The sequence below is a fragment of the Salinibacter sp. genome (assembly GCF_036626415.1).
Classification (GTDB): domain Bacteria; phylum Bacteroidota; class Rhodothermia; order Rhodothermales; family Salinibacteraceae; genus Salinibacter.
Map to the genome: position 1 here is coordinate 1 of NZ_JAZKRW010000041.1, position 21,687 is coordinate 21,687.

Annotated in this window: 19 protein-coding genes and 1 pseudogene; 9 read left to right on the plus strand and 11 right to left on the minus strand. The window is 67.9% G+C overall.

Annotation, left to right across the window (positions count from 1 at the left end):
• The 4 genes and pseudogenes from V5A20_RS06375 to V5A20_RS06390 all read left to right on the plus strand — a co-directional run.
• Positions 1-285: pseudogene (locus V5A20_RS06375) on the plus strand (hypothetical protein); the annotation flags it as partial.
• Between the two features lie 159 nt (positions 286-444).
• Entirely contained in the window at positions 445-840 is a 396-nt protein-coding gene (locus V5A20_RS06380; RefSeq protein ID WP_332315482.1) for a high-potential iron-sulfur protein, read from the plus strand.
• Between the two features lie 199 nt (positions 841-1,039).
• Positions 1,040-1,792, plus strand: coding sequence for a response regulator transcription factor (locus V5A20_RS06385; RefSeq protein ID WP_332315481.1), 753 nt, complete (start codon positions 1,040-1,042; stop codon positions 1,790-1,792).
• Positions 1,789-3,291, plus strand: coding sequence for a sensor histidine kinase (locus V5A20_RS06390; protein ID WP_332326937.1), 1,503 nt, complete (start codon positions 1,789-1,791; stop codon positions 3,289-3,291). The genes V5A20_RS06385 and V5A20_RS06390 overlap by 4 nt, the downstream gene beginning before the upstream one ends.
• A gap of 36 nt (positions 3,292-3,327) precedes the next feature.
• Here V5A20_RS06390 and V5A20_RS06395 read toward each other — a convergent pair whose 3' ends face one another.
• The 3 genes from V5A20_RS06395 to V5A20_RS06405 all read right to left on the minus strand — a co-directional run bounded on the left by V5A20_RS06395 (position 3,328) and on the right by V5A20_RS06405 (position 7,496).
• A complete protein-coding gene (locus V5A20_RS06395; RefSeq protein WP_332315479.1) occupies positions 3,328-4,074 on the minus strand; it encodes a ZIP family metal transporter in 747 nt (248 codons plus the stop codon).
• Between the two features lie 66 nt (positions 4,075-4,140).
• A complete protein-coding gene (locus V5A20_RS06400) occupies positions 4,141-5,865 on the minus strand; it encodes a SulP family inorganic anion transporter (protein ID WP_332315478.1) in 1,725 nt (574 codons plus the stop codon).
• 176 nt (positions 5,866-6,041) lie between these two features.
• Complete coding sequence (locus V5A20_RS06405; protein WP_332326938.1) at positions 6,042-7,496, minus strand: MBL fold metallo-hydrolase; 1,455 nt, start codon at positions 7,494-7,496, stop codon at positions 6,042-6,044.
• Between the two features lie 306 nt (positions 7,497-7,802).
• On the opposite strand from V5A20_RS06405, the gene V5A20_RS06410 reads away from it, so the two are divergent.
• Together V5A20_RS06410 and V5A20_RS06415 are read left to right on the plus strand one after the other, a co-directional pair.
• The gene (locus V5A20_RS06410; RefSeq protein ID WP_332315476.1) at positions 7,803-9,026 is read left to right on the plus strand and encodes an NAD(P)/FAD-dependent oxidoreductase; all 1,224 of its coding nucleotides are present in this window, start codon (positions 7,803-7,805) and stop codon (positions 9,024-9,026) included.
• Between the two features lie 66 nt (positions 9,027-9,092).
• A complete protein-coding gene (locus V5A20_RS06415) occupies positions 9,093-9,695 on the plus strand; it encodes a hypothetical protein (RefSeq protein ID WP_332315475.1) in 603 nt (200 codons plus the stop codon).
• Between the two features lie 64 nt (positions 9,696-9,759).
• On the opposite strand, the gene V5A20_RS06420 is transcribed toward V5A20_RS06415, so the two are convergent.
• Genes V5A20_RS06420 through V5A20_RS06445 form a run of 6 tightly spaced genes read right to left on the minus strand, consistent with a single transcriptional unit; the run spans position 9,760 to position 15,380 of the window.
• Positions 9,760-11,898, minus strand: coding sequence for a heavy metal translocating P-type ATPase (locus V5A20_RS06420; protein ID WP_332326939.1), 2,139 nt, complete (start codon positions 11,896-11,898; stop codon positions 9,760-9,762).
• Between the two features lie 45 nt (positions 11,899-11,943).
• Positions 11,944-12,711 (minus strand): c-type cytochrome, encoded by a 768-nt coding sequence (locus tag V5A20_RS06425; RefSeq protein WP_332315473.1) that lies wholly within the window; start codon positions 12,709-12,711, stop codon positions 11,944-11,946.
• Between the two features lie 48 nt (positions 12,712-12,759).
• Entirely contained in the window at positions 12,760-13,356 is a 597-nt protein-coding gene (locus V5A20_RS06430; RefSeq protein ID WP_332315472.1) for a cbb3-type cytochrome c oxidase subunit II, read from the minus strand.
• 45 nt (positions 13,357-13,401) lie between these two features.
• The gene (locus V5A20_RS06435; protein WP_332326940.1) at positions 13,402-14,913 is read right to left on the minus strand and encodes a cbb3-type cytochrome c oxidase subunit I; all 1,512 of its coding nucleotides are present in this window, start codon (positions 14,911-14,913) and stop codon (positions 13,402-13,404) included.
• 30 nt (positions 14,914-14,943) lie between these two features.
• Positions 14,944-15,162 carry a hypothetical protein gene (locus V5A20_RS06440; RefSeq protein ID WP_332326941.1) on the minus strand — a complete coding sequence of 73 codons (219 nt, stop codon included), beginning with the start codon at positions 15,160-15,162 and terminating at the stop codon, positions 14,944-14,946.
• Positions 15,159-15,380: a hypothetical protein gene (locus tag V5A20_RS06445; RefSeq protein WP_332315469.1), complete on the minus strand. Its 222-nt coding sequence runs from the start codon at positions 15,378-15,380 to the stop codon at positions 15,159-15,161. Before V5A20_RS06445 ends, V5A20_RS06440 begins: the two co-directional genes overlap by 4 nt.
• A 138-nt stretch (positions 15,381-15,518) precedes the next feature.
• Here V5A20_RS06445 and V5A20_RS06450 point away from each other — a divergent pair, with 138 nt between their 5' ends.
• The 3 genes from V5A20_RS06450 (at position 15,519) to V5A20_RS06460 (ending at position 18,430) form a co-directional block, all read left to right on the plus strand.
• Positions 15,519-16,115 (plus strand): Tll0287-like domain-containing protein, encoded by a 597-nt coding sequence (locus tag V5A20_RS06450; RefSeq protein WP_332315468.1) that lies wholly within the window; start codon positions 15,519-15,521, stop codon positions 16,113-16,115.
• Positions 16,116-16,241: 126 nt separating this feature from the next.
• Entirely contained in the window at positions 16,242-17,162 is a 921-nt protein-coding gene (locus tag V5A20_RS06455) for a DUF1641 domain-containing protein (RefSeq protein WP_332315467.1), read from the plus strand.
• Between the two features lie 68 nt (positions 17,163-17,230).
• Positions 17,231-18,430 carry an NAD(P)/FAD-dependent oxidoreductase gene (locus V5A20_RS06460; protein WP_332315466.1) on the plus strand — a complete coding sequence of 400 codons (1,200 nt, stop codon included), beginning with the start codon at positions 17,231-17,233 and terminating at the stop codon, positions 18,428-18,430.
• 76 nt (positions 18,431-18,506) lie between these two features.
• Here the strand turns inward: V5A20_RS06460 and V5A20_RS06465 are convergent, their stop codons facing one another.
• Together V5A20_RS06465 and V5A20_RS06470 are read right to left on the minus strand one after the other, a co-directional pair.
• Positions 18,507-19,316, minus strand: a complete 810-nt coding sequence (locus V5A20_RS06465; protein WP_332326942.1) for a GntR family transcriptional regulator — start codon at positions 19,314-19,316, stop codon at positions 18,507-18,509.
• 365 nt (positions 19,317-19,681) lie between these two features.
• The coding region (locus tag V5A20_RS06470; protein ID WP_332326943.1) for an ATP-dependent Clp protease ATP-binding subunit at positions 19,682-21,687 on the minus strand (2,006 nt) is incomplete at its 5' end.

Sequence of the window (21,687 nt, forward strand, 5' to 3'; positions counted from 1 at the left end):
GCCTCGCACGACGCCATCGAGGCCCACGAGCACTTTGCGTGGTACGGGCTCGTGGCCGGCATTGCGGCGGGCGTCGGGGCGCTCGGAGCGCTTCTCTATGGGGCTTTTCGCGGCCGGCTCGTGCGCTGGACCGTCGGGGGGACCCTCGTGTTGGCCCTGGCAAGCGCCGGGCTCATCGGCTACACGGCCAGCCTCGGAGGCAAGATCAGCCACCCCGAGCTCCGTGCTGCGCCGACGGCCGTAGAGACGCCCGGCGCGTCCGCGTCGGACGTGCACGATGACTGAGCGCCCGTCCAGCGGTGCCGCACCATTCGAGGACGCAACGGCAGAATAGGGGGATTCCCCACACATTGGATCTACTTCTCCCTCTAATGGCCGTCTTCAATCCTACGCATCTTGTTTGCTGCACTTATTCTCACCCTCTATTAAGAACGCACAAGTCTCATGGATACCAAGGACTCAGACCGTGTATCTCGACGCCACTTTCTTCGTTCGCTCGGCCTCGCCGGGGCCGTGGGCGCGAGCGGCACGCTCCTGGCGGCCTGCGGGGGCGGCTCCGACGGCTCCGGTAGTTCGGAGAGCGGAGGCGGGGGCGAAAGCGCCACTGCGTCGGCGGACTGCTCCGACCTGTCGAGCCTCTCGGACGCCCAGAAGCAACGGCGCGAGCAGCAGGTAAAGGCCCTCAACTACGTAGAAGAGTCTCCCGAACCGAACAAGAACTGCGCGAACTGCCAGCTCTACCAGCAGGAGAAGTACGGCTCCGGCTGTGGCGGATGCCAGCTCTTTCCCGGCCCCGTCGCGGCTGAAGGATACTGCGCTTCGTGGGCCGCGCAGACATAGCCCCGGCGTCGCCCCCATTGCCTCTGGGGAGACGACCCGTCTAGAATTTCCCGGAGAGGCGGGCCGTCCCCAGAATTCCCCGCCGGCCACACGCCCTCTGGGGCGTTAGAGTTGGGTTAAGGTCTCCGCTGGGCCGGCACGGCGGGGCTATGGGGCCCGTATGGACCACCCCGCAGGCGTCGTACCAACGGCCGAACCGATGAGTGACGCCCCCCATCTTTTGCTTGTTGAGGACGAGCCCGACGTGGCCTCGTTCGTGCGGCAGGGACTCGAGGAGGAGGGGTACGAGGTCAGCTGGGCGGAGGCCGGCCGACGGGGCCTGGAGTACGCCCAGCAGGGCGGCATCGACCTTGTGCTCCTGGATCTTCGCCTCCCCGACCTCTCCGGGCTGGAGGTGTGCGAGCGCCTGCGCCTCCACCGCCCCGAGGTGCCCATCCTGATGCTCACGGCCCTCGACGCCGTGGAGGACCGGGTGCGGGGCCTTCGGGCGGGCGCAGACGACTACCTCCCAAAGCCATTCGCCTTCGACGAGCTCGTGGCGCGCATCGAGGCCCTCCTGCGCCGCATGGACCGTTCGTCCGAGCCCGGGCGGGTCGAGGACGGGCCGCTCGTGCTCGATCCGGCGGCCCGGACCTGCACGTTCGACGGGACGCAGGTCGACCTGACACCGACCGAGTTCGACCTGCTGGCCTTCCTGATGGCCCGCAAGGGCCAGGCGTTGAGCCGCGAGACGATTCACCAGGACGTCTGGGGGCATGATTTCGACCGCGGGACGAACCTCATCGACGTGTACGTAAACTACCTCCGCCGCAAGCTCGACGAGGTCGGCTGCGAGGCCCCCATCGAAACCGTGCGGGGCATCGGCTACCGGTACGCCTCCTGCTCAGCCGCCGGCGACGCCGCCGAGGACCGCCGCTCGTCCTCCTCCACCGACCCGACGAGCACACGATGACGGGCTCCTCGCCCCGGTCTGGTTCTTCCGGCGGGTCGCCCCCGGGGGAGCGCCCCTCGTTCCGGCGGCGCCTGCTAATGCACATCGGCCCCGCCGTCGTGCTGGCCCTCGCGGTGCTCGCCTTCATCGCCTGGGGGAGCGCCCACCTGACCGTCCATCGGAACGCCACCGATGTGTTGACGGCGGAGGTAAGCGAGATGCGGGCCGACGTGGACGGGCAACGCACGCTCGACCTGTCCGAATACGCCTGGGAGGAGGCCCACCACCGCCTGGCCGTCGACCGGGTCGACCCCATCTTCGTACAGGTGTTTGCGCCGGACGGACGGCTCCTGCGCCAATCGGCCAACATCGACTCGCTGTCCGCCCCCTTTCCCGACCGCCGCCTGACGGTCCACCCGGAGGGCGCCTGGCCGTCGCTCCACACGTTCGGGGCCGGGGGCCAGTCGTTCTACTACCGCACGCGCCCCCTGCGCAGCGCCTCGGGCGAGCGGATGGCGTTCGTTCAGGTCGCCCGCTTCGTTCCGGAGCACCGGTCGCTGCTCTGGAAATTCGGCGCCGGGCTGGGCGGCCTCTGGCTCCTGTTGTCGGGCGGGCTGCTGGGGCTCGTGGCGTGGGCCGCCGGACGCGTGCTTCGCCCCCTCCGGTCCATCACCGAGGTGGCCCGGTCGGTGACCTCCGCGGAGCTGGAGGAGCGGGCGGACCTCCCGCCCACGGCCGACCGCGAGACCGCCACCCTCGGGCGCGCCTTCAACGCGCTGCTCGACCGCATCGAGGAGCACGTGGCGGCCCTGCGCGCCTTTACCGCCAACGCGGCCCACGAGCTGCAAACGCCCCTTACCGCGCTTCAGGGGCACGTCGAGCTGGCCCTGCGCCGCGAGCGCGACCCGGAGAGCTACCGCGAGACCCTCCGCCTCCTGGACCGCAAGCTCGGGGGGCTGGTGCGGACGCTCCGCGCCCTGCTCACGCTCACCCGCCTCGATCGGGACGACTCCTTCGAGCGAACGCCCGTGGACCTGCCGGCCCTCGCCGCCGACGAGGCGGACGCGGTGCAGGCCGCGGCCGACAAGAAAGGGATCGACCTCGAGGTCGACGCGGACGAGCCCGTCCGGGCCGCCGGCCAGCCGGACCTGCTCCGGAAGGCCATCCGAAACCTCCTCGACAACGCCCTCAAGTACACGCGAGACGGCGCGGTCCGGGTCACGGTGGAGCAGGCTGCCGACGGACGCGCGCAGCTGGTGTGCACAGACACGGGACCGGGCATGTCCGAGGAGGAGCGCGCCGCGGCGACGGAGCGCTTCTACCGGGGCACCGAGGCCGGCCAGATGGCTGAGGGCAGCGGGCTCGGGCTCTCGCTGGTCCACCGCATCGTGGAAGAGCACGGCGGCGAACTGCGGCTCGACTCGGCCCCGGGCGACGGCACGCGGGTGACCCTTCTTCTCCCCGCGCCCTCCGCCGATGCTTCCGCGCCCGCGCCGGCGCAGGCCCCCGACGCCGAATAGCCCTTGCCCCCGTCGGCCCTGGCCTGCGGGCCGGCCCTACACGTGCAGGACAAAGTTCTGCACCGCGAAGAGGGCCGCGAAGGCGAGCGTCACGGCCACCCCCACGGCGGGCCCGGACACGTCCTCCAGCGCGTCCGGGATGAGCTCGGCGAAGACCATCCAGATCATGGCCCCGGCGGCCAGCCCGAACCCGACCGGCAGGAACGGCTCGAACACGAGCACAAACAGGAAGGCCGGCAGCGCCATGAGGGGCTGCGGCAGGCTCGTGAAGATGCTCCACCCGGCGGCCTTCCACACCGGCGTGCCGCGGGGCACGAGGACGAGGCTGATGGCGAGCCCCTCCGGAATGTTGTGGACGGCGATCGCGGCGGTGATGAAGACGCCCAGGTCCTCCCCGCCCCCGAAGGACACCCCCACGCCCACCCCTTCGGCGAAGGAGTGCGCCGTCATGACCCCCAGGATGAGCAGGGCCTTCCGGGCGTCGGCGCCCGCGAGCTCGGCCACGTCGTGCCCCTCCTGTCGCTGGATCATCGTGTTGGCCCCCACGATGAGGCCCAGTCCCACGAGCACGCCAATCAGTGTGCGCACGTCGCTCAGCGCCGAGCCTTCCGCGATCAGGCTGTGGCTCGCCGCGAGCATGAGGCCGCCGGCGATGGCGTTGAAGATGCCCAGCCACCAGTTGCTGATGTCCCGGACGACGAGAAACGGCAGGGCCCCGAGCCCGGTGGCCACGGCAGTGACCCCGGCGGCGAGGACGACCGAAAGGACGCTCGTTTCGACCATGAAGACGGAAGAGGGGCGGGAGGAGAAGGAGCACGAAGGCCGGACGGCCTGCTCCCCATCCTGCGCTTACGCGCGTGTGTCCGGCACAGTGCCCTCGGGGGCCGAGTTCGTAGGCGCCACGTCCGCCTCGGCCGCCTCCACCGCACCGGACACCTCGAAGAAAAACCGGTCGCGCCCCAGCCAGTCCGTTACGCCCGCCTCGTCGAGCCTGTCTTTCACCGGTCCCTTCACCCCAGCGAGGGAGATCTCCACGCCGTGTCGCCGGCAGGTGTCAATCACCTTCTTCAGGGCCCCCACCCCGGTCGAGTCGATGCGGTTGACCGGGTACATGTCCACCACGACCGCCCGGAGGGATGGATCCTGCGTATCGACCCGACGCACGAGGTCCTGAAAGGAAGACGCGGTCGCGAAATACAGGTTGGCGTCCATCCGCACGACCACCACGTCGCTCCGCGTCAGCGCCTCCGGGTTGCGGTTGAGGTTGCGGTACGTGTCGGTGCCGGGGAGGCGCCCCATCACGGCGGTATGGGGGGTCGAGCTCTGATAGATCACCACGACGAGGGACACGATGACCCCCGTGAGGATGCCCTCTTCGATGCCGAGGCTGAGGGTTGCAACGAACGTCAGGACCATCAGGCCCAGGTCCTTCCGGTCCACCGTCCAAAGGTGCACGGCTTCTCTCCACTCGATGAGCCCCGAGACCGCCACCATGATGATGGCGGCCAGGACGGCTTGCGGCAGGTAGTAGAAGAGGGGCGTGAGCAGAAACAGGGCGAGGGCAATGACGCCGGCGGCAATGAGGCCTGCGAGCGTCGTTTTGGCCCCGGCCTCGTCGTTCACTGCGGTCCGCGAGAACCCGCCGGTGGTCGGGTACGCGCTGAAAAACGCCCCCGCAATGTTGGCCAGCCCGAGGCCAATAAGTTCCTGGTTGGCGTCGATCTCGTAGCGGTGGCGGCCGGCGTACACTTTGGCCACCGCGATGGACTCCATAAACCCGACGAGCCCAATCGCCAGGGCGCTCGGGGCCAGGGCCCAGAGGGTCTCCCCCCCGAGCGGGGGCAGCGACGGCGCCGGCAGGCCGCCCGGCACGCTGCCGACGATGTCGACGCCGTGCTCGTGCAGCCCAAAGGCCCACACCAGGCCGGTGGTCGTGGCGACGGCCACCAGGGCGCCGGGAATAGAGGGGCTGAGGCGTCGGAGCCCCACCAGCAGGAGAATGCTGCCGCCCCCGAGCACCACCGTAAGCGGATCGACCTGACCGATCCGCCCGGCCGCCGCCCACAGGATTTCGTGAATGTGGTTGGACCGCGGCAGGTCGATCCCAAGCAGGTGCTTCAGCTGACTGAGCCCGATGATGAGGGCCGCGGCCGAGGTAAACCCGCTCAAGACCGGGTGCGAGAGGAAGTTGACCAGGAACCCGAAGCGAGCCACGCCGAGCCCGAACTGAAGCACCCCCACCATCAGGGAGAGCAACAGGGCCAATCCGATGTAGAGCTCGGGTTGCCCGTTGGCCAGCGGCCCGACGGCCGCCGCAACGAGCAACGACACCATGGCCACCGGCCCCACCGCCAGTTGCCGGGAGGTTCCGAACAGGGAATACGTAGCCAGCGGGACGAGTGAGGCGTACAGCCCGTAGATCGGCGGCAGCCCGGCGATGAGGGCGTACGCCATGCCCTGAGGGATGAGCATCACCCCCACCGTCAGCCCCGCAGACACGTCTCCACGCAACTCGTCACGCCCGTAGTCGGACAGCTGCCGGATGAGTGGCAAAAAGCGGGCGAGAAACGACATGAGGTCCGTAATTCCGAATCAGGTCGAAATCGAGCCCCGTGAGCTCGGGGGAAGAATCGTGCGGGCACGGAGCCGGGGGTGGGCCGTGCCCGTCCCCTGTGGCCCACAGTCCCCCCAAACCCAAAGAGGCGTCCGGCACTGCCCCGGACGCCTCTCCGGTCGCGGCCGTTGGCCCCTTACGCCGCCACCCGCTCCTCGGACGTTGACTCGTAGTTTGCGAAGTGGTCGTTCACGTACTTGACCGAATGCCCGGCCCGTGCCAGGTAGGAGGACGCTGCCGCCGCCCGTGCGCCGCTGCCACAGTGCACCAGCATCGTTTTTTCTTCGGGCAGGTCCGCCGCGTACTCCGGCATGCGGGTGTACGAGGCGTTGATGGCGCCGTCCACGTGCCCCTCTTCGTACTCCGAGCGGTACCGCACGTCGAGCACCTCCGTGGAGGCGTCCCGCTGCTCGGCGTCGAAGTTTTCAAACGTGATTTCGTCGATGGTCTCGCTTGGGCCGTCCGTCTCAAAGTAGCGCTGCAGCGTGTCGACCTCCGCAAAGCCCTCCACGTTGTCGTACCCGATGCGCACGAGGTCGCGGACGGCCGCCTCCACGTCCTCCTCGCCTACGATCAGCACGATGGGCGTCGTTTCGTCCTCCACGAGCGACCCGACCACCGTATTGAAGGTGTCATTCATCGGTGCGTAGAGGCTGCCGGGAATGTGGCGGGCCATGTAGGCGGACCGGTCGACCCGCGTGTCGATGATGAGACGATCCTCGTCGGCCGCGGCCTCCTTCAGCTCGTGCACCGTCAGTTCGCGGGGCGACGGCAGCGATCCCAGCACCGGCATCCCGTCCTTGTTGTCCCGCTTCATGCGGGCGAAATACATTTGCGGCTCCGGCTGTCCCTCCAGGATCGCCTCGACGAACGCGTCTTCGCCCGCACGGGCCGCCTCAACCATCGGGTTGAACTGCTTCTCGTAGCCGACGGTCGACTGCGGCACCGCACCCAGCGCCTTTCCGCAGGCCGAGCCGGCGCCGTGGGCGGGCCACACCTGCAGGTGGTCGGGGAGATCCAGGAAGCGCTGCACGGAGGCGTAGAGCGAGCGCGCCGAGGGCTCCATTGCCCCCTCCACCTGCGCGGCCGACTCCAACAGGTCCGGCCGGCCCAGGTCGCCCACGAACGCGAAGTCCCCGGTGAGGAGCCCCATCGGCTCGTCGGCCCCGCCCCCTCGATCCGTTACCAGAAAGGACAGATGCTCCGGCGTGTGGCCGGGCGTGTGGAGGACCTCAAGCTCGACGTTGCCTACGCGGAACGTGCCCCCGTCGTGCAGCCACGTCACGTCGTACGCGCCCCCCGTCTGTGTCGGCCCTTGCGCCCACTCGTACTTCCAGTTCTCGTCGCCCTCGTCCGAGAGATAGAGCGACGCGCCGGTGCGCTCGGCCAATTCACGCGCCCCGGAGAGAAAGTCGGCGTGGATGTGGGTCTCGGTGACGGCGACGATCTCGACCCCCTCGGCGTCGGCGAGGGCAAGGTACCGGTCGATGTCCCGCTCCGGATCGACCAAGAGTGCTTCACCGGTCTCTTGACAGCCGATGAGGTAGGCGTACTGCGCGAGCTTCTCGTCGTTGATTTGTCGGAACAGCATGGCAGATTGGGATCGAGTGGAGGAGGAGAGGCGAATGTGCTCCGGCATCCATAGATGCGCGCGGCTCCGTCGTGCGGAGCCAGGACCCTTCCCTGTCCCTCACGGGACCTCCCGCGCGAGGCAACACGGCCCCGACGGACCGCCCGTCGGGCGGATGCCGCGGAAGGGGAGATTATGTTATTTCATGTAATAACAAGTGTTTCGTCGATCTTCTGTATTTCTAGCCGATAGGAATGGTTCCACCCGTCTTGAAGGGTTCTCTCCCCGACCACGCATTCGGGACCTGTCCCCCTGCCTCCCTCCTCCATGCCTTCCCCCCACCTTGTTCTCCTCGGCGGCGGACACGCCACCCTGCCCAGCCTCGCCCGTGCCTACGAGTGGACGGCGGCCGGCATTGACGTGACCCTCGTCGACCCGCAGCGGCACCTCTACTACTCCGGCATGGTGCCCGAGTACCTGGGGGGCGTCTACGCGGAAGACGAGATGCGGATCGACCTGGCGCGGATGGCCCGGGCGGCCGGCGCCACCTACGTGCAGGCCCGTGCCGAGGCCATCGACCCGACGGCCCGGACGGTCGCGACGGAGGCGGAGGGAGACCTTCCGTACGACGTGCTGTCCATCGACGTCGGGAGTGCCAATCCGGCCGTGCCCGCCCCGGCCATCGCCACGAAACCGATTGCCCGAATCCGCGCGCTCGCCACGCAGGTCCAGGGTACAATCGACACCCCCGGGGCCGGCCTCCGGCTCATCGTGGTGGGGGGCGGGGCCGCGGGGACCGAGGTCGCGCTCAACGTCACCGGGCGCTTCGTGGGGGCCGGGCGGCGGGGCGACCTGGACCTGACCGTGATCGAGCAGGCCGACCGCCTTCTTCCGGGCTTCCCGGCCGGCATGCGGGCCGACGCGACCGCCCGGCTCCGGGGCCGCGGGGCGAGGGTGCAGACCGGAACCACCGTTACGGCCGTCGAGCCCCGCGGGGACGGGACACGAACCGTGCGCACCGACACGGCTCCCGACGCCACCGCGGACGCCGTGCTATGGGCCACCGGCACCGTCGGCCCCCCGCTCCTCCACACCAGCCCCCTCCCGACCAACGACCAGGGCTTTCTGCGCACGCACCGCTCCCTCCAGGTACAGGCCCACCCGCGCATCTTCGCCGCGGGCGACTGCGCCGCGATCGACGACCTCGACCTCGCCAAGGTGGGCGTGCACGCCGTGAAGCAGGGCCCCCTCCTCCGAACCAACCTGGACCGGACGCTGCGCGCTCTCACCGATACGAACGCCGTCCCGCAGCCCCGAGACCTCGGGACCTTTCGTCCCTACCCGCTGACGCCCCTCATCCTGTCGACCGGAACCTCGGACGGGCTCTGGACGGCCGGCCCCCTGTGGGCCGCCCACCCGTGGCTCCTGCGGCTGAAGCACTGGGTCGACCGGCGCTGGATTCGCCCCTACGCCCCCGAACAGTGGGGCGATGCGTCCTGGCGCGACGTTCTAGGCGCCGAGTCGGCCACGTCGCCCGGTCGCGTCGGTTAGAGGGGAGCCGTCGTGGACCCCGAATCGTTTGTATCGTCTTTATTCTCCAACGCCTCCAAGCCTATCATGCGCCCCCAGCACGTTCTCCCCGCCGTTGCTCTTTTCGCGTTGCTCATCGCCCCCGCCCAGGCCCAGCACCACGACATGCATTCTCCGCAGGACACGCCCGCCCCCCCGGACTCGGCGGTGCTCCAGGCGCCGGGGCAGGCCGTGTTCGGGACCGTGCAGGAGGCCATCCGGGTCCTGGAAGCGGACTCGACGACTGACTGGTCGGAGGTCGACGTGGATCGGTTGCGCCGGCACCTCCTCGACATGCACCACGTGGCGATGCACGTCGACGTGGAGCAAAAGACGCCGATCGAGAACGGCGTCCGGATCCGGGTGCGCCCGACCCGAGAGGCGGCCCGGGCCGCGCTCAGTCGTGTTCTGGAGGCCCACCCGGCGATGCTGAAGCAGGAAACCGGCTGGACGATGGACGTCGACGAAGGCGAATCCGCCTACACCCTTCGCGTCACCACCGATGCCTCGGGGGAGCAGGACAAGATCCGGGCGCTCGGCTACATGGGCCTCCTGGCGTACGGCCAGCACCACCAGCGGCACCACTGGAAACTCGTGCGGGGTGCTCGCCCACACGAGCGTCCCTCCCATCACGAGGGCCACTCCCCGTAGGCAATCGCCAGGTGCATGGCACACGGCCGGCGCGTGCCGCCGTCGCCCCATGCAGCCGGCCCCTTCAGCGCCCGCCGCAGGCCTCCGGAGACTCGGTTCGTTTGAGCCGGAACGCATTGCCCGTCACGAGGAGGCTGCTGCCCGTCATCACGACGACGGCGGCGATGGGGTGGAGCAGCCCCGCCACGGCGAGGCCGAGCCCGATGATGTTGTAGCCGAACGTCCACCACAGATTCTGCCGAATCACCCGATGGGTGCGGCGGCCGAGACGCTGAAGCCATGGGACGAGCCGGAGATCCGGGTTGTAGAGGGTCACGTCCGCGGCCTCCATGGAGACCGACGCCCCCGACGACAGCGCAATGCCCACGTCCGCCTCGGCCAGCGCGGCCGCGTCGTTGATGCCGTCGCCCACCATCACGACCGGCCCGTGCTCTTCCCGAAGCGCTGCGACCCGATCGACCTTCTCGTCCGGGGCGAGGCCCGCCTCGGCAGACACGCCAAGCCGGTCCTCCAGTCGTCGTGCCGCCGCGGGCCGGTCGCCCGTGAGCACCGATACGGCGTCGGATCGCTCCTGGACGGCCCCCACCACAGCCTCAGCGTGGGGCGCCACGCGTTCTTCGATGCTCAGGAGCCCGACTACGACAGCCTCGTCCACCACGTAGAGCGGCGTGCGCCCCGACTCGGCCTCGTCGACAAATCGCTCATGGAGGTGTGGCGGGCGCGGCACGCCCAGTTCCTCAAGGAGCCGCTCGTTGCCAACCCCGAGCCGGCGCATCTGTCCATCTGCCTGAATCCGTCCCACGACGCCCGCCCCGGCGTGCGTCGAGACGTCGGCGACCCGGGGGAGCGACAGGCCGCGGGCCTCTGCCGCCTCCACGACAGCCGCCGCAAGGGCGTGATTGGTGCCCTGCTCCACCGCCGCGGCCCGCCGGAGCACCGTGTCGTCCGTCGGTGCGGAGATCGACCCCGCGGGCACGGGCTCTGGGCGCACCACCCGCACCGAGGGGGCCGTGAGCGTACTCAGCGTCCCGGTCTTGTCGAACGCCACGACCTCGGCCCGGGCGAGGTCGAGCAGCGTGCGGCCCGAGCGCACCAGTAGCCCCTTTCGGCCCGCCTGCTCCAGGGCCACGGTGAGCGACAGGGGGATGGCGATGCCCAGGGCACAGGGGCAGGTAATGAGGACAACGCTCAGGGCCACGTAGAGCGCCTTCGAGAACCCGGCCACGGCCCACCAGACGCCGAAGGTGCCTAGCGCCAGCGCGACGACGCCGGGGATGAGCCATCGCAGGATCCGATCTGTGAGGCGTGCAATGCGGGGAGGGCGCTCTAGGGCCCGGTGCATCATCTGCGCCACGCGGGCCAGGCGCCGGTCCTCCGCCACCGCCGTTGCGTCGATCGTGAGGGCCCCGTCCTGGGCCGTCGTGCCGGCGTATACCGGGTCGCCCACCTCCTTCACCGCCGGCTGTGCCTCCCCCGTCAGGCTGCTCTCGTCCACGTAGCTCCGCCCCTCCGCCACCGTGCCGTCGACCGGAATGACGTCGCCCGCCGGGACCCGAACGCGATCGCCCACGCGCAGAGCGTCGGGGGCGACCTCCCCAGGATCGGGGTCGAGGCGCCGGTAGGTAGTGTCGGGCACCTGCATGAGGCGGCGCAGCACCCGCGTGGTGGTGTCCTTGGCGCGGGCCGTGAGGTACCGGCCCAACGTGTAGAGCGCCAGCAGCATGACGGCCGTTTCGAGGTAGATGGGGCCGGTGCCGCGGACGTAGCTGATGCCGCTCACCACCACCGCGCTGGTGGTGCCAAGCGTAAACAGCACATTCAGGGTGAGCCCTCCGCCCTTCAAATCATTCCAGGCGGAACGAAGAAGGGGCGGCCCCAGCAACAAAAGCGCCGGCACGGCCGCCAGTAGCAGCACCCAGTGGGCCGTGCCCACCTCGTGCTCCAGCCGCCGCAACGCCCCAAACCCATACCCCGAGCTGATGGCCAGGCTGAAGACCATGACGAACCCCGCCATGAGAACCCCGGCGAAAAGCCGGACGAGGAGGGTCTGCTGCTCGTCGGATCGAGCATCCCCCCCGTCGTCGCCGAGCGTCTCGGCCCGCATGCGGCATCCGTAGCAGCAATAGCGCGCACGCTCCGCCACGCCGGAGACGGCCTCCTCCGTCCCGGAGATGGGCATGTCGCAGTGGTCGCAGCGTTGCATGAGAACATCGGACTAGGAGGGGGAGGACGGCATGCGGATGGTCCTCTATCGGGCAGGGTCGGGCCCCCGGTTCGGCGACGCCTGTGCGACGAGACGGTCGTACAGGGCCGGGCCGACCGACCCCGACGGGTCCCGGGCGGCCGTGTCGCCGTTGCCGTCGGGCACGGTCTGATTCTCGGAGGCCTCTAATTCGTCGGGCGACCATGTGTCGGAACGGCCTTCAGTCGCGGCTCGCACGGACGCCACCTCGTCGGGCGTCACCTCCCCGTAGTCGTTCTCCCAGGACTGCCGGATGTGCGTAATGACCGCGGCGATCTCTTCGTCGCTGAGGGTGGAGCCCCAGGCGGGCATGTTGCCGTTGTAGGTCTCCCCCTTGACGTCAATCTCTCCCTGCAACCCGTGAAGCAGGATGCGGATCACCTGGCCCTTGTTTTCGACCCATCTCGTCCCAACCAGCGTCGGAAACGCGCCCGAAATCCCCTGCCCGTTGGACTGGTGGCAACTGGCGCAGCGGGCGCTATACACCTGTGCCCCACTCACCGGCTCGGGCTCGGGGGGACCGGCCCGCTGGGCCGTCGGCTCCGGGGACTGGAGCCACGGATCGGGGCTGAAGTCGCCCATGAAGGCCCCCAGGTAGAACGTACTGAAGAGCAGAACCCCGAAGATGAGAATCCACAGCCACATCTTGGGCGGCTCGCCCCCTTCGGGCGGCAGGGGCTCCTCGCGGAAGAGCGGCCGCAGCATGTCGATCGGCTCGGGGGAGCTGCGCTGCTCCGGGTCCGATTCGGGCTGGGAAGCGGGCTCGTCTGCCATGATGCGTCGCGGGACAAGAATAAGCGGATCACTCAATGCGGTGCCGGATCAGTTGGACGCCTCACGGTCCATGGGCTCAAGCTCCAGCGTCATCAGGTAGTCGTAGAGGGCGAGGGCTCTTTCGGTAGCCACCACCACACTGTCGCCCGGCGGCGCGTATTCCGGACTGATCGGCACCGTTGTCTCCGAGGCCATGACACTCGATTCCTTCTTCACCTCGAAGAGATACGGATACGCCGGCATCACCGACCCTGGACTCACCGAGCGGGGCTGGTAGAGGTGGGCCAGGTGCCAGTCGCGGCTGGGCTGGCGGCTGGCGATGTCGTGGAGGTCGGGCCCTGTCCGCATCGTGCCCAGCTGATGGGTGTCGTCGTAGACGTAGTCCCCCGGGCGCGAGCCCCGAGGGCCCCATCCGCGGGCCACGTCGGACCCGAAGCCTTCCGGGCGCACCTGCTGGCTATGGCAGTACATGCAGCCCTCCTGCTGGTACACCTCGCGCCCCAGCTGCTCGGAGTAGGTGTAGTCGGCCGTGCCTGGGGTCGGCTCGACCGTTGAGAGCTGCAGGCGAGGCAGCAGCGTGAGGGCCGTAAAGCTCATCGCGATCGCCGCGAACGCCCCCAGAAAAATGAGTGCAATCCGAGTCATCGTAGACTAGGAGTTCGTAGTGCAGAACGCAGCGTGGGGAGGGCTCTAACTCGCGCTTTCCTCCGCCGGGCCCGATGGGACGGAGCGAGCCCCGTCCCCCCCGACGTGCTCGAAGGTGCCCGCCGGCACCGGATGGAAGTACGTGGGACCGTCCGGACGCTCCCCGCTCTGCACGACGATTTTGGCGAGCAGGTACGCAAACACAAGGTGCCCCACCGTCATGAGCGTGCCGGACACCGACCGCACGACGAGCCAGGGCCTGGTATCCTCCACGATTTGGAGGAACGCCACGTCGGGATCGAGCATCTGGAAGCCCTGAATGACGCCGCCGATGGTGAGGGCCGTGAAGTACGCCCCAATGCCAAGCCCCGTGGTCCAGAAGTGGAGGCTGACGAGGCGCTTGCTCCCCCATTCCCAGTTCGTCACGCGCGGCATAATGTAGTAGATGGCCCCGAACGCAATCATCGTCGCAAACGCGTAGACCCCCAGGTGCGAGTGCGCAATGGTGTAGTGCGTGAAGTGGGTGACCTCCTGCCAGTACCGAAACGACTGGAGCGAGCCCTGCAGGCTGACGGCCGTGTAGCTCATGGCCCCGAAGACCACGAACCGAAGCGTCGGGCTGTACTTCAGTTTCTTGAAGTGCCCCACGACGGTGAGGTGATGATTCACCGCCACCACAATGACCGGAATGATCATCATCGCGCTAAAGACGATCGACACCGTCGCCACCCACTGCGGCGCAGGGCCTCCCACCAGGTGGTGCACCCCGGCCCAGTTGTAGAAGAGGGCCAGCGTCCAGAAGCCCAAATACGACAGGTGGTAGCTGTGCACGGGCCGCCCGATCACCTTCGGAATCAGGTAGTAGGCAGCCGCCAGGCCCGGCGGCGTAATCCAGAGCCCCAAAATGTTGTGGGCGTACCACCAATTGGCCGTCGCCTCCGGCACTCCGCTATAAATGGGAAGCAGAATGGCGACCACGAGGAGCGGGCCCCACAGGATGGCCGCGCCCAGGTACCAGACGGAGATGTACAGGTGCCGCGCGTGTCGGTGCCACAGGGTGCGGATGAACGACACGACCAGCAGTCCCATGGCCGGGACGATGAACGCAAACGCCGCGTAGGGCATCTCCACCCACTCGATGGCGCGGGAGTAGCCCGCCAGGATGCCGATGGTGCCCACTAGCACGCCCACGTTCCAGAGCGCCGCGCTGAGAAGCAGGAGGCCGCGCCCCCGAAGCTTCGTCTTCAACAGACGCGCCCAGAGCCACGCACTTACCCCCACGCCCGCCATCGAAATCCAGCCGTAGATCATCGTGTTGAGGTGGGCGGGGCGCACACGGCCGAAGGTGAGCCAGGCCTGCTGGGTCCACCAGTCGGGAAACTGAAACTTGAAGCTGGCGATGAGGGCCAGGAGAGAGCCCACGACGAGCCAGAACGTCCCGCTCACGACAAACGCAATGACGGGCCAGCGCGTCGACGCGTCGACAACGCGGCGCCACTTGACGTCTGATTGGGAGGTGCCCGCCGCGGGCGCGGGCGTGGACGAATCGTCAGACATCACACACGAAGGGGATTGGGGAGAAACAGGTCAGGCACGCGAGTCGGAGGAGCCCTGCGGCTCGTCGGGATCGTCGAACAGCTGATCCTGCGGCTCCCCGACCGGCTCATCCTCGTCGAAGATGACGTAGGCCTCCGACGTCAGATTGTCGAAGTGCCCCTTCTGCTGGGCGTAGAACAGCACCGTGAGGGTCACCGCAGCGCCGACCACCAGCACGACCAAAATGGTCACCAGGGGGGTGTAGCTCATGCGTGATGCTCAGACGCTGGGACAGGAGCCGAAGCAAGGGGCATTGCCGAGGGATGCTCGACGCGCGCTGCCTGGGACGAATCGGACGCATCGGCGCGCTCCCCAATGTCACGGAGCACGAAGTAGTACATCGCCCCCACCAGCAGTGAAGCGGCGAGAAAAAGGGCCAGGACGAGTCCGGCCGTGGCCCGCTCAACGTCGAACTGCGGATCAGACATGGGAGACGGGGTCGCTTCCTGCTTTGGTTGTATTTACAGGTTACTACCGATACATTGAAAACAAGTGGAGTGGGTAGGATCCCCACTGACACTTGCTCTCTCGATCTTCACGCCCACGTCATCCCTTTGGTCCAACAGATGCGGATTTGCTCGTTTCTGTCGTCCCTGATTCTGAGCGCTGCGGTCTTTCTCGTCGGGTGTCGCTCCCCAGATTCGGATTCCGCCGAGTCACAAACCCCTCCCGACTCGATTCGTCAGGACGTGGAGCAGTCCATCGCGTCCCTGAACGAGATGCGCGAGTCGCTGGCCGCAACCATCGACCCCTCCGCGGTTGACAAGCGCACGTTCAAGCGGGTGTGCAAACCCGTGGGGCAGCGGGCCGCACGGCTCGGCGCGGACCGTGGGTGGGCGGTGCAGCAGCTCGCCACGAAGTATCGAAACCCCGCCCACAAGCCCGACGAGGAGGCGCGCCGGCTCCATGAGGCCTTCGCCAGTTCCCGCGAACTCACCGAACGGTGGATCCGGACCACCCGCAACGGGCACGAGGGCTGGCGCTATGCCCGCCGCATCACCGTGCAGTCCTCCTGCCTCGCGTGTCACGGCCCCAAAGAAAAGCGCCCCGAGTTCGTCAAGAACGGCTACCCCGACGACCGCGCGTACGGATTTGAGCCGGGAGACCTGCGGGGCATCTACTCCGTCTTCGTGCCGGACACCAGTGCCCTCCGCACCCGCTGAACGCCCGGAACTCCCCACGGCCAATTTTAACGACCTTGAAACATTGTCGTTAGTTGTAAATACAGGTAGGTACCAAATCGACGATGAACATTCGCGCCTCCCACTGACAGCTCTCCTGAAGGGCCCATGGACGACAACCACACAGACGGCGTCGCCCCCTTGGAAAAGCGCTTACAAGACCCCGACACCCGTCAAAAGCTCCACCGCCTCCTCGGCAAGCTGGACACGATTGAGGAGGCCCTCGACCGCCTTGATCACCTCGAGCATGTGTTGCCCGATCTCGTCGAGACCACCGCCGACGTGGTCGACGACGAGTTGACCCGAGCGGCGGACCGGGGCGTCGTGCTTGATGAGCGAGCGGGGGAGGCCCTGCAGCTCGCGGAGAAGCTCACGGAGCCGGAGACCGTCGAGGTGCTGTCGGCCCTTATCGACCGGCTCGACCAACTCAACGAACTGGCTGACCTGGCCGAGCACGTGCCTGCGGCCGCCACCGTGACCGTCGACACCATCGACGAGGCCCTCACGCGGGCCGCCGATCGGGGCGTGGTCGTGGACGAACGAGCCCGAGAAGGCCTGCAACTGCTCGAAAAACTGACCGAGCCCGACACGGCAGCGGCACTGGACCGCCTCCTGGACCGCTCCGACCAGATTGAGGAGGTGGCGGCCCTCGCGGAAAACGCCCCTGACGCCATCGCCACGGTCGTTGACATCCTCGACGCCGAGTACGCCGAGGCCGCCGCCGAGGGCTACGATCCGGAGCGGACCCTGCGGCAGGCCTTCGGGGGCCTTAGTCGGCTCGGGACGCTGTTCCAGACCGACGAGTTCGAGGCCCTGCTCGACTCTGGCGTCCTCGACCCCGAAGCCCTTCAGGTCGTCGGCGGCCTCGGCTCGGCACTCGTTGACACCCAAAAAGAGGCCCGCCGCGGCGACACGCCCTCTCAGGGAATCTTCGGCCTGCTCGGGGCCCTCCGCGACCCCGACGTGCAGCGGGCCGTCGGCTTCCTTACCACCTTCGCCCGGAAGTTCGGCCGAACCCTCGACTCGTAAGCGGGGCTCTGCCGGAGCACCAGTGGGATTTTCCTTCTCAGTCTCGCGCACACAACCCCTTTAGGCCCATGAACGACGCACACCAAGTTCTCATCGTTGGGGGCGGCACCGGTGGCCTTACCGTTGCCTCCCAGCTCCTCTCGCAGGACGACGCCCCCGAGGTCGCGGTCCTCGAACCGTCCGACACCCACTACTACCAACCCCTCTGGACCCTTATCGGCGGCGGGGTCTTCGACAAGGAGGAGTCGGCCCGCCCGATGGCTGACGTCATGCCGAGGGGGGCGACATGGATCCAGGACGCCGCCGCGGACATCGACCCGGAGGACGGCACCGTCACTACTCAGAACGGCGACACCTACGGCTACGACTACCTCGTCATGGCCGCCGGGATCCAGATTGACTGGGACGGCATTCCGGGACTCGCCGAGTCCGTGGGACAACCCGGGACGGGCGTCGTGAGCAACTATTCGTACGACACCTGCGAGACCACGTGGGAGGCGATCCAGAACTTTCCACAGGGCGGCACCGCCCTGTTTACCGAACCCACGATGGGCGTCAAGTGCGGAGGGGCACCCCAGAAGATCATGTACCTCTCCGACGAGGCCTTCCGTCGCCAGGGCGTGCGCGAGGGCAGCCAGATCGCGTTTATGAAGGCCAAAGAGAATCTCTTCTCGTCGCCGCCCTACGAGGACACGCTCTACGACGTGGTCGAGCGGAAGGGCATCGACCTGCACCTCATGACCGAACTGACGGCACTGGAGCCCTCTAGGAAGCAGGCGACGTTTCGACACCTGGAGTCCGGCGAGGAGACGACGATCGACTACGACCTGATTCACGTCGTGCCGCCGATGCAGGCCCCCGACTTCATTGCCGACAGCCCCATCGCCGACGAGGAGGGATGGGTCGACGTGGACCCGAAAACCCTCCAGCACACCCGGTACGACAACATCTTCGCGCTCGGGGACAACTCGAACCTCCCGACCTCGAAGACTGGGGCGGCCATCCGCAAACAGGCCCCGGTGCTCGTCGACCACCTGACGGCCACGATGAACGCGACCCCACCCATCAACGGCACGTACAACGGCTATACCTCCTGTCCGCTGGTGACCGGCTACGGCAAGCTCGTGCTCGCCGAGTTTGACTACAACAAGGAGCCGGAGGAAAGCTTCCCGTTCGACCAGACGGAAGAGCGGTACAGCATGTACGCCTTGAAGGCCTACGGCCTGCCCCGAATGTACTGGAACGGCATGCTGAAGGGGCGGATGTAGCTGAGCGCCCGGCGCACGCCGGGCCGGGCGGCCCTGCGACCCGCTCCTCCTTCCGGGCTCTTCCAGGCCTGCACGCCTACTCGTCGCGCGTCCCCCCCCCATTCTCGAAGACCGGCTCGAACTCGCGAAGGGGCATGCCGTGCTCCATGGCCTCGTTCCGGACGGTGCCACGGGCCAGTTCCAGCTCATAGGCCACCCGGTCGCTGCGATAGTACCGCCGCTGGAAGTAGACGCGCTTGTCTCCTTCTGACAGCGACAGGCGCTCGATGAGGAGCAGCGCCTCCCCGTCGTCCACGCCGAGCCGGTCGGCGATGGCGGCGTCTGCGTTGGCGGCCGTGATGCGGTAGTGCCCCCGGAGGATGGGAATGTCGTACTCCGCCTCCAGAATCTGATAGATCGTCTCCTCCTCCAGGTCGTGGTCCTCCAGGAGCTGCGCGTAGAACAGGGGCAGCCACGTCCGGTCAAACGCGACGGGCCGTTCGTCCCCGAGGCGGAGGCGATCAAGCCGCATCACCGTCTGGTCGTCGGTGTCCAGGTGCACGGCGACCGCGGGCGGGGGCGTCTCCGGGGCGTGATGCTCGACCCGCGACGACGCGTCGAGGCCCGCCTGGGCCATGTCCTGGGCAAAGTCGGTCAGCCGCACGAGCCCCTGCGCGGCCCGGCGCTCCTTCACAAACGAGCCGAGCCCCTGCCGGCGGTAGATGTAGTCCTCGCTTTCGAGCGTCTGCAGGGCCCGCCGCACCGTCACCCGGCTCACGTCGAACCGCTCACCGAGCTGCTTCTCGGAGGGAAGCTTTGCATCGACCTCGTAGGTGCCCTGCTCGATCTGCTCGCGCAGCCAGTCGCTAATCTGTTCGTGGCGGGGACGTCCCGATTCAAGGTCCATGGGGGGTCCTTCTTGGTGGGAGAGAGCACACGTCACCGATTGATCCGGGTGTGCGGCGGCCATGTCATAACAGAGCAATATAGGCCGAAGATCCATCGCCGAGATCGACCTCGTCTCCAAGGCAGCCCCTGGAGAGAGCGAGTCTCGTTCGGGCGCCCCCCACCTCTTCCGGTAGGGCGAAGGGATCTTGGGCGCGGGCGTCTGTCGCTTCAACGCCGTCAACTTGTTCTCGCTTGGCCGGTTGGCTCCCGCGTTTCGACGGGGAAGACGCCTTTGGTCCAGGAGCCGTCACGCCGTTGGCCCCAAAACCGCCGCCCTCCAATCGCACGGAGGACGACGGCGTAGTCCGACGGTCCCGGCTCCTCCTAGGCGTCAATCGTCGCAGCTCCGTCCCCGCCCGCTTCGGCGGCGCCGGCCGCCTGCTCGGCCCCTGCCGGCGTTACGGCCTCGAATGTGAGGCCCTCGTCGTCCTCGTCCAGCTCGATGCGGACGGTGTCGCCGTCCGTGATCGTGCCGTCGAGCAGCGCCTGCGAGAGGCTGTTTGCGACGTGGCGCTTCATCACGCGCTTCAGGGGCCGGGCGCCGAAGGCCGGGTCGTAGCCCCGGTCGGCGAGCCAGTCCTTGGCATCGTCGCTGAGCGTGAGCGTCAGGTTGTGGTTCTTCGCGGCGAGCCGCTGGACGCGCTGGAACTGGATCTCGACGATCTCGCGGATGTGCTCGCGGCTGAGCGAGCGGAACATCACGATGTCGTCGATGCGGTTCAGGAACTCGGGCTTCACCTGCCGCCGCAGCATCTTGAGCACCTCTTCCTCCAGCTCCTGCTGCTGGGGCTCCGTCAGGTGCCCGTCGACCTCGTCCATCCGCTCGGAGATCACGTCCGAGCCCATGTTGGAGGTCATGATGATGATCGTGTTCGTGAAGTCGACCGTGCGGCCCTGGTTGTCCGTCAGGCGCCCGTCGTCGAGCACCTGCAGGAGCACGTTGAAGATCTCGGGGTGCGCCTTCTCGATCTCGTCGAGCAGCACCACGGAGTAGGGCTTGCGGCGAACCGCCTCGGTGAGCTGCCCCCCCTCCTCGTAGCCGACGTAGCCGGGGGCCGCGCCGATGAGGCGGCTGGCCGTGTGGCGCTCCTGGTACTCGCTCATGTCGATGCGCACCATCGCGTTCTCGTCGTCGAAGAGGAACTCGGCGAGCGTCTTCGCGAGCTCCGTCTTGCCGACGCCGGTGGTGCCCAGGAAGATGAACGAGCCGATCGGCTGGTCGCCCTCCTGCATGCCGGTGCGGCCGCGCCGCACGGCGTCGGAGACGACCTGAATGGCCTCGTCCTGGCCCACGACGCGCCGCGAGAGCTCCTCCTCCATGCGGAGCAGCTTCTCGCGCTCGCTCTCCAGCATCTTCGAGACCGGAATGCCGGTCCAGTTGGAGACGATCTCGGCGATGTCCTCGCCGTCGACCTCCTCCTTCAGCAGCGCGCCGTCCTCCTGGATCTCTTCGAGCTTCTGGTTGGCCGCCTCCGCCTCCTCCTTCAGGTCCGGAATCTCGCCGTACTGAATCTCGGCGACCTCGTCGTACTTGCCCTCGCGTTCCAGGTTTTCGGCCTTCACGCGGAGCTCGTCGATGCGCTCCTTCGCGGAGCGGACCGTCTGAATCAGGTCCTTCTCCTCCGTCCAGCGGGCCTTCAGCTCGTCGCGCTCGTCCTCGAGGTCGGCGATCTGCCGGTCGATCTCGTCGAGCTTCTCGGCCTGGTCGCCCTCGTCGCGCTTGACGGCCTCGCGCTCGATTTCGAGCTGCCGGATCTCGCGCTCCAGCTGGTCGAGCTCGGCGGGCATCGAGTCGATCTCCATGCGCAGGCGGGCGGCCGACTCGTCGATCAGGTCGATCGCCTTGTCCGGCAGCTGCCGGTCGGTGATGTAGCGCTCGCTGAGGTCGGCGGCGTTGATGAGGGCGCTGTCGTTGATGCGCACGCCGTGGTGCACCTCGTAGCGCTCCTTGAGGCCACGCAGGATCGAGACCGTGTCCTCCACGCTCGGCTCCTCTACGAGCACCTTCTGGAAGCGGCGCTCCAGGGCGCGGTCGTCCTCGATGTGCTTCCGGAACTCGTCGAGCGTGGTCGCGCCGATGGCGCGCAATTCGCCACGGGCGAGGGCCGGCTTCAGAATGTTGGCCGCGTCCATTGCGCCCTCGGACGCGCCGGCGCCCACGAGCGTGTGCAGTTCGTCGATGAAGAGGACGATCTCGCCGTCCGACTCGGACACCTCGTTGACCACAGCCTTGAGCCGGTCCTCAAACTCGCCGCGGTACTTGGAGCCGGCCAGCAGCGCGCCCATGTCGAGCGCCACGATGCGCTTCGACTGCATCGACTCCGGCACGT

What these genes read in the sequence shown, in the direction of transcription:
- V5A20_RS06380 (WP_332315482.1), top strand. Translation starts at nt 445, where the DNA reads ATGGATACCAAGGACTCAGACCGTGTATCTCGACGCCACTTTCTTCGT.
- V5A20_RS06385 (WP_332315481.1), top strand. Translation starts at nt 1,040, where the DNA reads ATGAGTGACGCCCCCCATCTTTTGCTTGTTGAGGACGAGCCCGACGTG.
- V5A20_RS06390 (WP_332326937.1), top strand. Translation starts at nt 1,789, where the DNA reads ATGACGGGCTCCTCGCCCCGGTCTGGTTCTTCCGGCGGGTCGCCCCCG.
- V5A20_RS06395 (WP_332315479.1), bottom strand. Translation starts at nt 4,074, where the DNA reads ATGGTCGAAACGAGCGTCCTTTCGGTCGTCCTCGCCGCCGGGGTCACT.
- V5A20_RS06400 (WP_332315478.1), bottom strand. Translation starts at nt 5,865, where the DNA reads ATGTCGTTTCTCGCCCGCTTTTTGCCACTCATCCGGCAGCTGTCCGAC.
- V5A20_RS06405 (WP_332326938.1), bottom strand. Translation starts at nt 7,496, where the DNA reads ATGCTGTTCCGACAAATCAACGACGAGAAGCTCGCGCAGTACGCCTAC.
- V5A20_RS06410 (WP_332315476.1), top strand. Translation starts at nt 7,803, where the DNA reads ATGCCTTCCCCCCACCTTGTTCTCCTCGGCGGCGGACACGCCACCCTG.
- V5A20_RS06415 (WP_332315475.1), top strand. Translation starts at nt 9,093, where the DNA reads ATGCGCCCCCAGCACGTTCTCCCCGCCGTTGCTCTTTTCGCGTTGCTC.
- V5A20_RS06420 (WP_332326939.1), bottom strand. Translation starts at nt 11,898, where the DNA reads ATGCAACGCTGCGACCACTGCGACATGCCCATCTCCGGGACGGAGGAG.
- V5A20_RS06425 (WP_332315473.1), bottom strand. Translation starts at nt 12,711, where the DNA reads ATGGCAGACGAGCCCGCTTCCCAGCCCGAATCGGACCCGGAGCAGCGC.
- V5A20_RS06430 (WP_332315472.1), bottom strand. Translation starts at nt 13,356, where the DNA reads ATGACTCGGATTGCACTCATTTTTCTGGGGGCGTTCGCGGCGATCGCG.
- V5A20_RS06435 (WP_332326940.1), bottom strand. Translation starts at nt 14,913, where the DNA reads ATGTCTGACGATTCGTCCACGCCCGCGCCCGCGGCGGGCACCTCCCAA.
- V5A20_RS06440 (WP_332326941.1), bottom strand. Translation starts at nt 15,162, where the DNA reads ATGAGCTACACCCCCCTGGTGACCATTTTGGTCGTGCTGGTGGTCGGC.
- V5A20_RS06445 (WP_332315469.1), bottom strand. Translation starts at nt 15,380, where the DNA reads ATGTCTGATCCGCAGTTCGACGTTGAGCGGGCCACGGCCGGACTCGTC.
- V5A20_RS06450 (WP_332315468.1), top strand. Translation starts at nt 15,519, where the DNA reads ATGCGGATTTGCTCGTTTCTGTCGTCCCTGATTCTGAGCGCTGCGGTC.
- V5A20_RS06455 (WP_332315467.1), top strand. Translation starts at nt 16,242, where the DNA reads ATGGACGACAACCACACAGACGGCGTCGCCCCCTTGGAAAAGCGCTTA.
- V5A20_RS06460 (WP_332315466.1), top strand. Translation starts at nt 17,231, where the DNA reads ATGAACGACGCACACCAAGTTCTCATCGTTGGGGGCGGCACCGGTGGC.
- V5A20_RS06465 (WP_332326942.1), bottom strand. Translation starts at nt 19,316, where the DNA reads ATGGACCTTGAATCGGGACGTCCCCGCCACGAACAGATTAGCGACTGG.